Origin of the sequence: Arthrobacter sp. GAS37, from assembly GCF_044908325.1 — a bacterium.
Lineage (GTDB): Bacteria > Actinomycetota > Actinomycetes > Actinomycetales > Micrococcaceae > Arthrobacter > Arthrobacter ramosus.
Genome location: NZ_JBIYDB010000030.1, coordinates 1 through 14,473 on the forward strand (window position 1 = coordinate 1; position 14,473 = coordinate 14,473).

The 14,473-nt window shown below is 63.3% G+C and carries 13 protein-coding genes; 8 read left to right on the top strand and 5 right to left on the bottom strand.

Features of this window, described 5'->3' with window-relative positions:
* Positions 1–148 precede the first annotated feature (148 nt).
* Positions 149–487, bottom strand: coding sequence for a hypothetical protein (locus ABH924_RS18745; protein WP_234754760.1), 339 nt, complete (start codon positions 485–487; stop codon positions 149–151).
* A 223-nt stretch (positions 488–710) separates the two neighbouring features.
* Between ABH924_RS18745 and clpB the strand changes: the two genes are divergently transcribed.
* Positions 711–3,380, top strand: a complete 2,670-nt coding sequence (gene clpB / locus ABH924_RS18750; RefSeq protein WP_404501249.1) for an ATP-dependent chaperone ClpB — start codon at positions 711–713, stop codon at positions 3,378–3,380.
* Positions 3,381–3,420: 40 nt separating this feature from the next.
* Here the strand turns inward: clpB and ABH924_RS18755 are convergent, their stop codons facing one another.
* Complete coding sequence (locus ABH924_RS18755) at positions 3,421–4,116, bottom strand: septum formation family protein (RefSeq protein WP_404501251.1); 696 nt, start codon at positions 4,114–4,116, stop codon at positions 3,421–3,423.
* A 243-nt stretch (positions 4,117–4,359) separates the two neighbouring features.
* Here ABH924_RS18755 and ABH924_RS18760 point away from each other — a divergent pair, with 243 nt between their 5' ends.
* From ABH924_RS18760 to ABH924_RS18775, 4 genes are all read left to right on the top strand, one after another.
* Positions 4,360–4,593 carry a DUF3073 domain-containing protein gene (locus ABH924_RS18760; RefSeq protein WP_028265518.1) on the top strand — a complete coding sequence of 78 codons (234 nt, stop codon included), beginning with the start codon at positions 4,360–4,362 and terminating at the stop codon, positions 4,591–4,593.
* A 524-nt stretch (positions 4,594–5,117) separates the two neighbouring features.
* Positions 5,118–5,447: an ArsR/SmtB family transcription factor gene (locus ABH924_RS18765; RefSeq protein WP_404501253.1), complete on the top strand. Its 330-nt coding sequence runs from the start codon at positions 5,118–5,120 to the stop codon at positions 5,445–5,447.
* On the top strand, positions 5,444–6,424 hold the full coding sequence (locus ABH924_RS18770) for a TIGR03086 family metal-binding protein (protein WP_404501255.1): 981 nt from the start codon (positions 5,444–5,446) through the stop codon (positions 6,422–6,424). Before ABH924_RS18765 ends, ABH924_RS18770 begins: the two co-directional genes overlap by 4 nt.
* Before the next feature lie 99 nt (positions 6,425–6,523).
* On the top strand, positions 6,524–7,309 hold the full coding sequence (locus ABH924_RS18775) for a VOC family protein (protein ID WP_404501257.1): 786 nt from the start codon (positions 6,524–6,526) through the stop codon (positions 7,307–7,309).
* Positions 7,310–7,376: 67 nt separating this feature from the next.
* Here the strand turns inward: ABH924_RS18775 and purM are convergent, their stop codons facing one another.
* From purM to ABH924_RS18790, 3 genes are all read right to left on the bottom strand, one after another.
* Positions 7,377–8,537, bottom strand: a complete 1,161-nt coding sequence (gene purM, locus ABH924_RS18780; RefSeq protein ID WP_404501259.1) for a phosphoribosylformylglycinamidine cyclo-ligase — start codon at positions 8,535–8,537, stop codon at positions 7,377–7,379.
* A complete protein-coding gene (purF, locus tag ABH924_RS18785) occupies positions 8,534–10,153 on the bottom strand; it encodes an amidophosphoribosyltransferase (protein WP_404501261.1) in 1,620 nt (539 codons plus the stop codon). The genes purM and purF overlap by 4 nt, the downstream gene beginning before the upstream one ends.
* A 62-nt stretch (positions 10,154–10,215) precedes the next feature.
* Positions 10,216–10,599 (bottom strand): hypothetical protein, encoded by a 384-nt coding sequence (locus ABH924_RS18790; RefSeq protein ID WP_404501263.1) that lies wholly within the window; start codon positions 10,597–10,599, stop codon positions 10,216–10,218.
* Positions 10,600–10,735: 136 nt separating this feature from the next.
* Here ABH924_RS18790 and ABH924_RS18795 point away from each other — a divergent pair, with 136 nt between their 5' ends.
* The 3 genes from ABH924_RS18795 to ABH924_RS18805 are packed head-to-tail and all read left to right on the top strand — an operon-like array spanning position 10,736 to position 14,470.
* Entirely contained in the window at positions 10,736–12,280 is a 1,545-nt protein-coding gene (locus ABH924_RS18795) for an amino acid permease (protein WP_234754379.1), read from the top strand.
* Between the two features lie 58 nt (positions 12,281–12,338).
* On the top strand, positions 12,339–13,073 hold the full coding sequence (locus tag ABH924_RS18800) for a FadR/GntR family transcriptional regulator (RefSeq protein WP_404501266.1): 735 nt from the start codon (positions 12,339–12,341) through the stop codon (positions 13,071–13,073).
* Positions 13,070–14,470 (top strand): glutamine synthetase family protein, encoded by a 1,401-nt coding sequence (locus ABH924_RS18805; RefSeq protein ID WP_404501268.1) that lies wholly within the window; start codon positions 13,070–13,072, stop codon positions 14,468–14,470. Before ABH924_RS18800 ends, ABH924_RS18805 begins: the two co-directional genes overlap by 4 nt.
* Positions 14,471–14,473 lie beyond the last annotated feature (3 nt).

Genomic DNA, 14,473 nt, shown 5'->3' on the forward strand with positions numbered 1-14,473 from the left:
CGCCTGGCGAGGGCCGGGGCTGGGGGCCGGGGCAATAGCGTCCGGGGCTTGGGCGGCTCGGGGGGGGCGGGCCGGGGGGTGGGTGCCGGCACGCAGCCCACGGCCCGGACCCACGGTTTCGACGGCGGGTGCCGCCGCGGGTGCTGCGTTACATGCCCGGGATGTCGAGCGCTTCGTAGACGGTGATCGAGGCTTCGGGTGCCATGAGGAAATGGGGGTGGCCTTCGAGGAGCTTCAGGGCTCCGTCCATGTCCTCGGCCTGCAGGACGCTGTAACCGCCCACTCCGGTCTCTGCATCGGATACTCCGGAGTTCCCGACCACCTTGCCGCCGCCGAGTGGCGTGCCAAGATCGGCAATCCCGTCGCCGGCTTTCGCGGCCCAGTCCATCCACAGCTTCATGCCTTCGGCTGCTGCTTCGGGGGTGCTGTCAGCCATGGCCGATTCTGCCGATTGCGGTGCATTGTAGAGAACGACGAACTTCTTCATTGCGTGTCCTTTTTCTCATGCTCGCCAGGGGGTGTTCCGCCCGGTCACACCTGATCCTAGGGCTACGAGTCGGAAACAGCGAGGGCTTTTCAACGTAAGCGGTGAAGGCTATGGACAGCGGTTTCGCCGTCGGCAAACATGGAGCAGGAGGGATGATTCGTCAAAGTTGAGCATAGTAGACTCAACTTTGAGAAACAGTCGTCTTCCCGAGAGGAGCTCTTCCATGGACGTCAAATTCACCACCAAGAGCCAAGAGGCTCTTTCCGCAGCGGCCATGAACGCTTCGACCGCCGGAAATCCGCAGCTGGAGCCGGCTCACCTGCTCAAAGCGCTCATGGACCAGCGCGAGGGCGTCGCCGTTGCGCTGTTGCGCGCCACTGGAGCGGACCCGGATGCCGTGAGCGTCCAGGCGAGTTCGGCCATCAAGGCCCTGCCGTCGTCGTCGGGCAGTTCCGTGCAGCAAGCGCAGCTTTCCCGTCCTTCCATGCAGGCCATCCAGGCCGCCCAGAACGAGGCTGAGAAGCTCGGCGACTCCTTCGTGTCCACTGAGCACCTCCTCTTGGGGCTCTCTGCCGGTAGCGACGCCGTAGGGAAGCTACTGCGCGACGCCGGCGCCTCCCACCAAGCGCTCCTCGCCGCCCTGCCGGGTGTCCGTGGCGACCGGAAAGTCACCTCACAAGACCCGGAAAACACCTTCCAGGCCCTCGAGAAATACGGTATGGACCTCACAGCCGTCGCGCGCTCCGGCAAGCTGGATCCCGTGATCGGGCGGGACAGCGAAATCCGACGGGTCGTCCAGGTCCTGAGCCGCCGCACCAAGAACAACCCCGTGCTGATCGGTGAACCCGGCGTCGGCAAGACCGCCGTCGTCGAAGGGCTCGCCCAACGCATGGTGGCCGGCGACGTCCCGGAAAGCCTGCGGGGCAAGACCTTGATCGCGTTGGACCTCGCGTCCATGGTGGCCGGAGCGAAGTACCGCGGCGAATTCGAGGAACGGCTCAAGGCGGTGCTGGAGGAGATCAAGAACTCCAACGGGCAGATCGTCACGTTCATCGACGAAATCCATACGGTGGTGGGCGCCGGTGCTACCGGCGAAAGCGCCATGGACGCAGGCAACATGCTCAAGCCAATGCTGGCCCGCGGCGAGCTGCGGCTCATCGGTGCCACCACCCTGGATGAGTACCGCGAGAATGTCGAGAAGGACCCTGCCCTGGAACGCCGCTTCCAGCAGGTCTACGTGGGTGAGCCGAGCGTGGAGGACACCATCGGGATTCTCCGCGGCCTCAAGGAACGGTACGAGGCCCACCACAAGGTGGCCATCGCCGACTCCGCCTTGGTAGCCGCCGCCACGCTCTCCAACCGCTACATCTCGGGCCGGCAGTTGCCTGACAAGGCCATCGACCTCGTGGACGAGGCCGCGTCCCGGCTGCGCATGGAAATCGACTCGGCTCCCGAGGAGATCGACCAGCTTCGCCGTGCCGTGGACCGTCTCACCATGGAGGAATTGGCCCTCGCCCGCGAGACTGACGCGGCCTCCATCGAACGACTCGCTGCGCTGCGCGCGGACAAGGCGGACAAGAAGGAAGCCCTGGCGGAATTGAACGCCCGTTGGGAATCCGAGAAGGCCGGGCTCAACCGTGTCGGTGACCTCAAGGCAAGAATCGATGAATTGCGTTCGGCCGCCGAAAAGTACCAGCGCGAGGGCGACCTAGAAGCTGCCTCGCGCATTCTCTATGGCGAACTGCCCGCGTTGGAGCGCGAGCTCAGCGCAGCAGCCGAGGAAGAGTCAGCCCGGGAAGCGCGCGGTGAAGCGAAGCCCGCCCTGATGGTCGCGGACGAAGTCACGGCGGACGATATCGCCGAGGTCATTTCGGCCTGGACGGGCATCCCCGCCGGCCGCATGCTGCAGGGAGAATCCCAGAAGCTGCTGCACATGGAAGAGGAGATCGGAAAGCGGCTGATCGGCCAGTCCAAGGCTGTGGCTGCTGTCTCCGACGCCGTCCGACGCGCCCGTGCGGGCATCAGCGACCCCAACCGCCCGACGGGTTCGTTCCTGTTCCTGGGCCCCACCGGCGTCGGCAAAACCGAGCTCGCCAAGGCACTCGCGGACTTCCTGTTCGACGACGAACGCGCCATGGTGCGGATCGACATGTCCGAGTACGGGGAGAAGCACTCCGTGGCCCGGCTGGTCGGCGCCCCTCCCGGATACGTGGGCTACGAGGAAGGCGGGCAATTGACTGAGGCGGTCCGCCGCCGCCCATACTCCGTGATCCTGCTCGACGAGGTGGAGAAGGCCCACCCGGAGGTGTTCGACATCCTCCTGCAAGTGCTCGACGACGGTCGCCTCACCGACGGGCAGGGCCGCACCGTGGACTTCCGGAACACCATCCTGGTGTTGACCTCCAACTCGGGCAGCCAATTCCTTGTGGATCCAACGCTGGACGCCACGGCGAAGCGGAATGCGGTCATGGCCGTGGTCAACGCGTCCTTCAAGCCGGAGTTCCTCAACCGGCTCGACGAGATTGTCCTGTTCGATCCGCTCAGCGTGGACGAGCTCGCCAGGATCGTCGAGCTGCACGTGGACGAGCTGACCAAGCGGCTGCACGACCGCCGGCTCACCCTTGAGGTCAGTGACGGCGCCCGTGCCTGGCTCGCGATGTCCGGTTACGATCCCGCGTACGGCGCCCGTCCGTTGCGACGGCTGGTCCAACGCGAGATCGGCGACCGCTTGGCCAAGGAGATCCTCGCCGGAGAGATCGCGGACGGCGACACGGTACTGGTGGACACCGCGGCCGACGTCGACGAACTCACCATCGAGGGGCTCGAAGCTTTGACAGGTCCCGACGGCGGGGCCCCGGCGGGTAGCGGCCTGACGGTGAGGCGGAAGGACTAACTGCGGCCGACTGGCCTGGCCGCCGGGACGGCCGGCTGGACTACTTTTGCAGCACGGATTCCTTGAGTGTGTTCCCCGAGTTCACCACGATGAAGCAGTCCACGCGGCGGTCGCCGTTGTCCCAGCTGGTGGCGCTCGGGTACACGTTCTGCTGCAGGAGTGCGTACTTCGTGGAGGCCTCGTTGAGCATCACATCACGGCAGATTTCGCGGCCTTTGTCACGCAAGGCAGTGGCGCCGGGGAAGGTGTCGTCAGCCTTGTACCGGAAGATGGCGCCCAGCTGGGCCGAGTGATCGGTGGTGCAGTCCACCACTTTGGACTTGGTGGCGTTGGAGTCGAAATCGGCGAAGCAATCGCCCAGCTGGTAGTCCTTTGCCTCGACGTCCGCGGGGAGGGGGCCGCGGCTGGTGGACGTGGCCGGTACGGGGGTGGGCGCGGCCACCGGATGGTTGGCCAGGGCTCCAACGAGGACCCAGATCACTACCCCGATGAGGATCAATACAGCCAGCACAATGCCGCCAATGATGAGCCGATACCGCGTTATGGCGTCCAGGGCAGTCCGCAGGGACGAGCCTTTTTCGGAGGGAAAGCCGTCCTCGGGCTCGGTTTCGCCAGGCATGCCATTTTCCGGGTACATGCCCGAAGTCCCCGGATACCCGGTCCCTGAACCAGGGTCTACCGGCGACTCGTTGTCGCCTGTACCGTTGTTGCCCGGGATCGTGTTGTCCTGGCCCATGTCTGAGTTTGCTGCCTTTCATGCGTGCGGCCCGATATTAGGGCGACTCTACCCAAGTTTTTCATGCCAATGAATGGAGATACTGCCAAGTGGAACTGTGACGCCGCTTTCGCGAAGGTCGTGGCACGCAGTTGCTCCGGAAAGCATGTAATCTAGACATACGACAAATTGACCAAACATTCCGGGGCCTCACCGATCGCCAAGGTGACCACCTCCGGTCCAAGTACAAAAGGGGGTCACGCCATGGGGCGCGGCCGTCAAAAGGCAAAAGCTACCAAGCAGGCTCGGGACATCAAGTACTACTCCCCGAACACTGACTATTCGGCCCTTCAGCGGGAGCTGACTGGGCCATCAAGTCGTGCGACGAGCCGATTCGCGGACGATCCGCCGGAGCCGGACTACTCGGCTTACGAGGACAAGTACGCACAGGACTTGGAAGACGATGACGACGAGGTAGACACCCGCCGTATCGGATAGCTGTAGCAACAATCAGGTGCCTTTCGGCATCGAGTTGCGTACCGCCGTCGTACACGAAGTCATTAAGCATCCCCAGATGCCTCCCGAAACACAGAGCCCGTAGGGCGCGCCATGATTGACGCGCGCTACGGGCCTTTTTCGTCCCCTTTTGCCGGACCAAGGCGTTTTCTAGGACAAAACGGTGTAAATCCCGGGCGGGTGATGTCCGTCCCGGGATCGTCTTCGCTCGGATGGCGGATTCTGCTCAATCATTCGAATGGATAAATTCCGGGCCCGCGGAATCAAGGGACCGGCAACTTCGGCGAAGAGAATGATCCAGCAGAATCCGACGGTGTCCATAGATCCTCGAACTAGCTTCGCTTAGCGGAAGCCATTGCCAGGCGGCAACGGCGATCAGGCAGCAACACGAACCGACGCAGATCCCTATAACCCCAAGGCGTTTTTGTCGGCAGTTCTGTAGGTGTTGATAGTGCGCTCTCGAAAGTTGTTGACAGAATGCGTTAGTGGCGGCTAACGTATTAATCATGCTCGACCCACTGGAAGTTGCCGCGGAGCCGAATAGGCGGCGTCTGTTGCACCTGCTTGCGGCGGGAGAGCGCACCGTGACGGAGCTGGCACTCGAATTCACGGTGAGCAGATCCGCCATCTCGCAGCACTTGTTGCTGCTGGAGCAGGTAGGCCTCGTTGCTGCCCGCAAAGAAGGACGCAACCGCTTCTACCGCTTGGACAACGCCGGCATGAGAGAACTCCGGAGGCTTTTCGAGCAGTTCTGGACCGCGGAGCTGGACATGCTCGTCGCTGATGCACAAAACTTCACCACCGACCGCCTTCAAACAACAGAGGAATCATCATGATTTACGACAAGACCGTTCTTCTTCCCCTCAACGTCGACCAGGCGTTCGAACTCATCACGCAGCCTGCACGCCTCCGCCGCTGGCAGACCGTTGCCGCACGAGTCGACCTGAAGGTCGGCGGCGAGTACCGCTGGACCGTCACTCCGGGCCATCACGCAGCCGGAACCTTCATCGAAATCGAACCGGGCAAGCGCGTGGTCTTCACGTGGGCCTGGGAGCAGCCTGAGGCCCCGGCCGACAACGTCTCCACCGTAGCCATCACCCTTGAGCCGGCCGACGGCGGGACCACCGTGCGCTTCGTGCACGAAGGCCTTCCGACGCCGGAAGCCGTCGCAGCCCACTCCGAGGGCTGGAACCACTACCTCGACCGTCTCCTCGCCGAGGCCTCCACGGGCGACGCAGGTGCCGACGAATGGGCCGCGGCCCCTGCCGATCTCAACGAGCTCACTTCTGCGGACGCCACGCTTGCCATCCTGCAGCGCGTGCTGGCGCACGTCACCGAAGCCGACGCGCAGACCCAGACTCCGTGCGCCGATTTCAACGTGTCGCAGTTGCTTGACCACCTTGCCGGCTCGATTGCTAGCATCGCCAAGGCCCTGGGTGCCGAAGTAGCCGACGACGCCGGAAAGTCGCCTGAAGTGCGCATCGCCGACCTTGCCCAGCCCACGCTGGAAGCTTTCTACCGCCGCGGCCTCGAAGGCACTATCGACATGGGCTTCGCCGAATTGCCGGCCACGATAGTCGCCTCCATCCTCAACCTCGAGTTCCTCGTCCACGCTTGGGACTTCTCCAAGGCCCTGGGCCTCGAGGTGCCGGTTGCGGATGAGCTCAGCGATTACGTCGAGGTCCTCGCGCAGAACACCATCAGCGAGCAGGTCCGCGCGAGCGGCAGCTTCGCCCCGGCCCAGGAAGTCGCAGAGACGGTATCCAGCCTGGAGCGCTTGGTCGCTTTCACGGGCCGGGCAGTTCACGCATAAGGCCTTCGACGCCGCTGGCTGTTGTCAGTGTCGGACCCCAGTACTACGTTGAACGTGGTATCCGCTGGCGTAAGCCGGCTACTCAACGAAGGGATAGCAATGCCGCAGGTTGATAGCTACAAGCAGGGAACTCCGTGTTGGGTGGACCTGTCGTCGTCGGACGTCGAGGCTTCCAAGGCCTTCTATGGTGATCTGTTCGGCTGGGAATTGGACGCGATGGATGCCGGTAACGGCATGACCTACTACATGGCCAAGCTGCAGGACCGCTACGTTGCGGGCATGATGCAGCAGATGCCGGACATGGCTGCGGCTGGTGCACCGTCCTACTGGGCCAACTACCTCGCCGTCGATTCGGTCGACGAGGCTGCTGAGCGCGCGGCGGTGGCGGGTGGCAACATCCTCTTTCCGCCGGACAGCGTCCCCAACGGGAGTGGCCAGATGTTCTTCGCCGCCGATCCGACGGGTGCGCAGATTGGTTTCTGGGAGGCCGGAAGCCACCACGGCGCCGGGTTGGTCAATGAACCGGGCACGGTGGTCTGGAGCGAGCTGCAGACAAACGACGTCCCCAAGGCCGTGGCCTTTTACGAATCCGTGACGGGATGCTCCAGCGAGACGGCCGCGGCCGGCGATCTGCAGGAATACACCCAGTTCGTGGTGGACGGGAAGTCCGTGGCCGGCGCCATGAAGCAGCCTATGGAGGGCGTGCCGCCGTTCTGGATGACCTACTTCAATGTTGCGGACGTGAACGAATCCGTGGCTAAGGCCGTGGAACTCGGGGCCCAGGTCTTCGCGCCTGCCTTCGATGTCCCCGGTGTCGGCCGCATGGCAGTCCTCGGCGATCCCGCCGGAGCAGCCTTTAGCGTGATGGCCGGCGAAAGCGCTTAAATAAATCGAGTGCCCACCCAACTGCCGGATCGGCAATTGGGTGGGCACTCTTTTGCGTTAAGAACGCTTAAGCGTAGGCGTTCACGAGGCGCACGGCGCCGCCGTCGACACCCTTGGCGCCCTGGACGTAGTCCGGGCCGCTCTTGATGATCGAGTCGGAGTCCGCGGCCACGGTACCCATGACCCATGACGGCAGGCCGCGTTCGTTGAGGCGGGCTACAGCGGCGTCGGCGATTTCGGGCGACACGATGGCCACCATGCCGACGCCGAGGTTGAGCGTGCGCTCAAGGTCGGCCAGCGGCACATTCCCGAGCTCGGAAACAAGCTTGAAGATGGCGGGCAGTTCCCACGTGGCGCGGTCAACCGTGGCCACGAGGCCCTGCGGCAGGACGCGGGCCAGGTTGGCCGCGAGGCCGCCGCCGGTGACATGGCTGAAGCCGTGCACGGCTCCGGGCGCAGCACTCAGGCCGCTCACCGGGAAGGCGCGGGCCAGATCCAGGCAGTCGGCGGCGTAGACCCGGGTGGGCTCGAGCAGTTCTTCGCCCAGGGTGCGGCCGAGTTCGGAGACCTGGCGGTCCAGGGCCCAGCCGGCGTGGTTGATCACGCGGCGAACCAGGGAGTAGCCGTTGGAGTGCAGGCCCGAGGAGGCCATGCCGATCACGACGTCGCCGGCGCGGACGCGGTCCGGGCCAAGCAGGGCGTCGGCTTCGACAACGCCGGTAGCTGCACCGGCGACGTCGTACTCGTGCTCACCGAGCAGGCCCGGGTGCTCAGCGGTTTCGCCGCCCACCAGGGCAGTGCCCGCCACGGAACACGCTGCCGCGATGCCGCGGACGATGTCCGCGATGCGCTCGGGGACAACCTTGCCGCACGCGATGTAGTCGGTCATGAAGAGCGGCTCCGCGCCGACTACAACGATGTCGTCCACCACCATCCCGACCAGGTCGAAACCGATGGTGTCGTGGATGTCCATGGCCTGGGCGATGGCGACCTTGGTGCCGACGCCGTCCGTGGACGTGGCCAGCAGGGGCCTCTTGTACGTGAGCAGCTTGGAGACGTCGTACAGGCCGGCGAATCCGCCGACGCCGCCGAGTACCGAGCTGTTGTGGGTCGCCTTGACGGCGTCCTTCATGAGTTCGACGGCGCGGTCGCCCGCTTCGACGTCGACGCCGGCGGACGCATAGGTGATGCCGGTGGTGTTCTCAGCGGCGGAGGATGCGGAGGTCATACAGACTCTTTCTTATCGGCGTCGGTCAGCAGGTTCTCAAACTCGGCGTCGGGTCCGGGATCGCAGCCCGTGGCGCCGGGTTTGTTGGCCGGGTCGTCCGAGTCCGCGGTCACGGCTTCGGCGGAGATGCCCGACGTCGGCAGCCCGCCGAGGTCGGTGCGCTCCAGGAGGTTCTTGCCCAGTTTGTCCGAACCCGGAAGTGCGATGGGGTACTGGCCCGTGAAGCAGGCGGTACAGAGGCGTTCCCGCGGCTGCTGGGTAGCGCCGATCATGCCGTCTTCGGAAATGTAGGCCAGCGAATCCGCTCCAATGGCCTGGGAGATTTCCTCGATCGTGGCACCGTTGGCGATCAGTTCAGCGCGGGACGCGAAGTCGATGCCGTAGAAGCAGGGCCACTGGACGGGTGGGGAGGAGATCTTGATGTGGACGGCTGCGGCGCCGGCCTCGCGGAGCATCCGGACGATGGCGCGCTGGGTGTTTCCGCGGACGATCGAGTCATCGACCACCACCACGCGCTTGCCGCGGATTACGGATTCGAGGGCGTTTAACTTGAGCCGGATGCCGAGCTGGCGCAGGGTCTGCGAGGGCTGGATGAACGTGCGGCCCACGTAGGAATTCTTGACGAAGCCGTGCGCGAACGGGATGCCGGATTCCTCGGCGTAGCCCACCGCGGCCGGAGTTCCGGACTCGGGGACCGGTATGACGATGTCCGCTACCTGGGTGTTTTCGCGGGCCAACTGGCGGCCCATCTCCACGCGGGACTCATACACCGAGCGCCCGGCAATCGAAGCGTCGGGACGCGCAAGGTACACGTACTCGAAGACGCAACCGGCCGGCGTCGCTTCCGCAAAGCGCTGGGAACGGACGCCGTTCTCGTCAATGGCGATGAATTCGCCGGGCTCGATCTCGCGGATGAAGCTCGCGCCGACGGTTGCCAGGGCGGACTGCTCGGAGGCGACAACCCAGCCGCGTTCGAGGCGGCCAAGGCACAGGGGGCGGATGCCGAAGGTATCGCGGGCGGCGTAGAGGGTGCCTTCGTCCATGAACACGAAGCAGAAGCCGCCTCGGATCTTGGGGAGCAGCTCAAGCGCGGTCTGTTCGAGGGTCTTGCCCTCTTCGCCTTCGAGGAGGGCGGTGACCATGGCGGTATCCGAGGTGTTGCCCTGCTTCATTTCACCGGTCAACTGACCGCCGTTGAGCTCGAGGATCATTTCCCGGAGCTCAGCAGTGTTAGTCAGGTTGCCGTTGTGCGCGAGGGCAACGGTGCCGGTGGCCGTTGCGCCCAGGGTGGGCTGTGCGTTTGCCCAGTGGCTTGCTCCGGTGGTGGAGTAGCGGCAGTGGCCGACGGCAAGGTGCCCGGTGAGGGTGTTCAGGGTTGTCTCGTCGAAGACCTGGGACACGAGGCCCATGTCCTTGTAGACATTGATGCGCTTGCCGTCACTGGTAGCAATACCAGCCGATTCTTGTCCGCGGTGCTGCAACGCATACAGCCCGTAATAGGTGAGTTTTGCTACTTCTTCGCCCGGCGCCCAGACCCCGAAGACGCCACAAGCGTCCTGAGGTCCTTTTTCGTCGGGGAGAAGATCATGAGAAAGTTTTCCGTCGCCACGTGCCACTGGTCAATTGTCGCATGATGTTGGCATGGTACTTTCCCTCACGCGACATTGTGACCGGGATCCTATGCCTCGGCATCGTCCTCTGTCGGGCTGGGTACGGACTCGACGACGGCTCGCCGGGAGCGCCGCACGCTGACCTTGTCCAGGACGAGGGCCGCGATGGCACCGAGCAGCACGCCGCCCGCGGCAAAGGTCACAAGGAAGAAGCCGAAGACCGCCCCGGTGTCGAAACTCTCGTCCCCGGGGATCCCGTAGGCCACGAACGCGGCAACGATGATGCCGAGCACCCCGCCCAGGCCCATGAATGGAACGAACTTCGGCGCACGGCGGACCGAGATCCCGCGGCGTTCGGGGGTGCCGCCCTCTGACGTGGCGTCGCGTGCCGTGCTGTTGTGTGACGTGCCGCTTTGTGACGTGCCGTCGACGTTCGAGTCCTCAGAAACCATGCCTTCCAGCCTACCGTTTCGAGGAGGTTGGTTTGTGGTCTGAAGTCAGACCATTGACAGAACGGTGTGAAGTGGGTCACTATCGATGCGAGCGGTGTCGGCCCGTTCCCCCCTTCCGTTTAGAAAGAGAATAATCATGAGTGATCGTTCTACGGCAGCGAAGGTGCAGGCTGTGCAAGACGCAGATGCTGCGGCCCTCGCCGAGCTTGGCTACAAGCAAGAGCTACATCGCGGCATGTCCGGCTTCTCCAACTTCGCAGTCTCGTTTTCCATCATTTCGATCTTGGCTGGCTGCATTACCTCCTTCAGCATTGCGCTCAAGTCCGGTGGCCCGGCTGCCATCAACCTGGGTTGGCCAATCGTTGGCCTCTTGGTCCTGTGCGTGGCCCTCTCCATGGCCGAGGTTTGTTCGCGGTACCCCACAGCCGGTGGCCTCTATTTCTGGGCCGGCAGGCTCGCCAAACGCAACAAGAGGGCCTGGGCCTGGTACGTCGGCTGGTTCAATTTCCTCGGTGAAGTGGCCGTCACGGCCGCAATCGACTTTGGCTGTGCCACAACAATGATGGCTTTTGCGGCGCTGACTTTCGGCGTCGAGCCCACCGCCGGCGCGACGTTTGCCCTGTTCGTCGTCCTGATGATCATCCACGCCCTGCTCAACAGCTTCGGCGTCAAGATTGTCAGTTTCCTGTCCAATGTCTCCGCCTGGTGGCACATCGTGGGCGTCGCGATTATCGTGGCGGCGCTGTGGATCATGCCCACGAGCCACCAGTCCTTCGACTGGACAATGACGGCGTGGCACAACGAAACCGGCTTCACCTTCGGACCGTACGTCTTCCTCATGGGCCTGCTCATGTCGCAGTACACCTACACCGGCTACGATGCTTCGGCCCACGTTGCCGAAGAGACCAAGAACGCAGCCATCGCGGCTCCCAAGGGGATTGTCATGAGCGTGGTCATCTCCATCATTGGTGGCTGGATTCTGCTCTACTCACTCGTCGCTGCCATCCCGAACGGTTCAGAGGACGGTCTGACCACCCTTGGTGCCACGCCAACCGGCTTGCCGCCGGCACAGATTTTCCTGGATGCACTGGGTAACCCAGGGGTAGCGAAGTTCCTGCTCGCCATCGTGGTGGGCGCACAGTTCTTCTGCGGCATGGCGTCAGTGACTGCCAACTCACGCATGACCTACGCCTTCTCCCGCGACAATGCCCTGCCGGGTTCCCGCATCTGGGCCAAAGTCAACACCCGGAGCGGCACCCCCACAAATTCCATCTGGCTCTGCGTTGGCTGCGCGATTGTGCTCGCTTCACCCGCCCTGTTCAACACAACCGCGTATTTTGCGGTGACGAGCGTTGCCGTCATCGGCCTCTACATCGCGTACATCACCCCGGTGTTGCTCCGCAGGCTCAACAAGAATTTCACCCCTGGCCCGTGGCACCTGGGCAAGTGGAGTCCCATCATCAACTGGGTAGCGATTGTGTGGGTCGCCATCATCGTGATTCTCTTCGTCCTCCCGCCCGTCGCAGACATCACCATCGACACCTTCAACTACGCGCCGATCGCCGTCGTGGTCGTCTTCCTTCTCGCCACAGTGCTTTGGTACACCACGGGGCGTCGGACGTTCATGACGAGTGCCGAACAGGAGCATCTGACGATCGACGCGGATAAGCTGCTCAACTAGCACAACCATGGGCCGCCGGCGGTTCTTCGCCGGCGGCCTCCCAGCCAGGAAGGTCGCCATGTTCCTCGTTGAACCGATTGAATCCCCCCTACTGGAGACGGTCTTGCTCCCCGTGCGTGGACACATGGCCTTCGAGTCATGCGTCGAGCACTTGGGATCGGCAATTCAGCTGGGGATCTTCAAAACCGGCGAACGCCTCCCACCCGAGCGCGACCTGGCCGAGCGCATGCAGGTCTCCCGGGCCACGCTGCGCGAAGCGATCAGCGCGTTGCGCGCAGCCGGCTTCGTCACGACCGTCCGGGGGAGGGGCGGCGGAACCATCGTCGAACCGGTCGGCAACGCGCGTCCGCCGGAGCGTCTAGGCAACAAGGACCGGCAGGAGGAAATCAGCGACATCCTCATCTTCCGTTCGGTGATTGAACCCGGGGCCTGCCAGCGGGCGGCCTCGATGCGGCTCAGCGAGGATCAGCGTCGGCTTCTGATTGACTCGTTGGCCGAGGTCGAAAACGCGGGTTCACCGGTGGAATACAGGCAAGCGGACGCCCGCCTTCACTTGGCTTTCTCCGCTGTTGCGGGATCATCTGAACTCAACAAAGCCAGCACTACCATCCAGACAAAGATCCACGAATTCCTGGCAGAGATCCCCTTTCTGCAGCGGAATATCGAACATTCAAACCAAGAACATCGATTGATAGTGCAGGCCATCCTCGACGGCGAGCCTGCAGCGGCCCGAAGCGTCATGGAATTGCACTGCGAGTCCACTGCCGCACTACTCAAGGGACTACTGAAATGAGCAGCACCATGAACGACATTTCGAACACCGTTCACCCTCGCAATGACCGTATGCTCACCGTTGAGCAACTCAAGGCGCAGATTGGCGAGGGCGCCATAGACACCGTGATTCTCGGCTTCACCGACATGCAGGGCAGGCTTCAGGGCAAGCTCCTTCACGCGCAATTCTTCCTGGATTCCGTCCTGGAGCATGGCACTGAAGGCTGCAATTACCTCCTCGCCGTTGACACCGAAATGAATACTGTAGATGGCTATGACATTTCCTCGTGGGAAAAGGGCTATGGAGACATGCTCTTCGACATGGATTTGGACACCATCCGCGTCCTTCCCTACCGCGAGGGGAGTGCGCTGATCCAATGCGATTTGTCCATGACCGACGGCACTCCGGTCTCCGTTTCACCCCGCGCCATGCTCAAGCGCCAGACGGCCAAGGCGGCCGAGCACGGTTGGAAGGCGCTTGCCGGAACCGAGCTCGAGTTTGTGGTCTACAACGACTCCTACGAGCAGGCATGGGACCTGGACTACAAGCACCTCACTCCTGCCAATCAATACAACGTGGACTACTCGCTCCTGGGATCCGGTCGTGTGGAACCCCTGCTTCGCAGGATCCGGAACGAGATGTACGCAGCCGGGATGACCGTGGAATCCGCCAAAGGTGAATGCAACTTCGGCCAACACGAGATCGCGTTCAAGTACGACGAAGTGGTCACCACGGCGGACAACCATTCCGTCTACAAGACCGCGGCCAAGGACATCGCCCATGACATGGGCCAGTCCATTACCTTCATGGCCAAGCCCAACGAGCGCGAGGGCAATTCCTGCCACATCCACCTATCCCTTCGCGGACTGGACGATGAGCTGGTCTTCTGGGACAAGGCAAGCGGCGCCCGCACTAAAACCTACGATCACTTCATTGCCGGAGTCCTCGCCACGATGCGGGAATTCACGCTCTTTTACGCTCCCAACATCAACTCCTACAAGCGGTTCGTCAAAGGCTCGTTCGCTCCGACGGCGGTGGCCTGGGGCCTCGACAACCGCACCTGCTCGGTGCGCCTCGTGGGGCATGGCCAGAGCGCCCGGCTGGAAAACCGGCTGCCGGGTGGCGACGTCAACCCGTACTTGGCGCTGTCGGCCATGCTTGCCGGCGGGCTTTACGGAATCGAAAATGAGCTCGAACTCGAACCGGTAACCATTGGCAGCGCCTACACCTCGGGCGCTCCCACCGTGCCGACGACAATGCGGGAAGCGCGGGATCTGTTCGCCAACTCCGTGATCGCCAAGGAAGTCTTCGGTGAGGAAGTGGTTAGGCATTACGTGAACTATGCCGACGTCGAACTGGCAGCTTTTGAGTCCGCCATCACGGACTGGGAGCTCCGCCGCGGGTTCGAAAGGCTGTAGGGG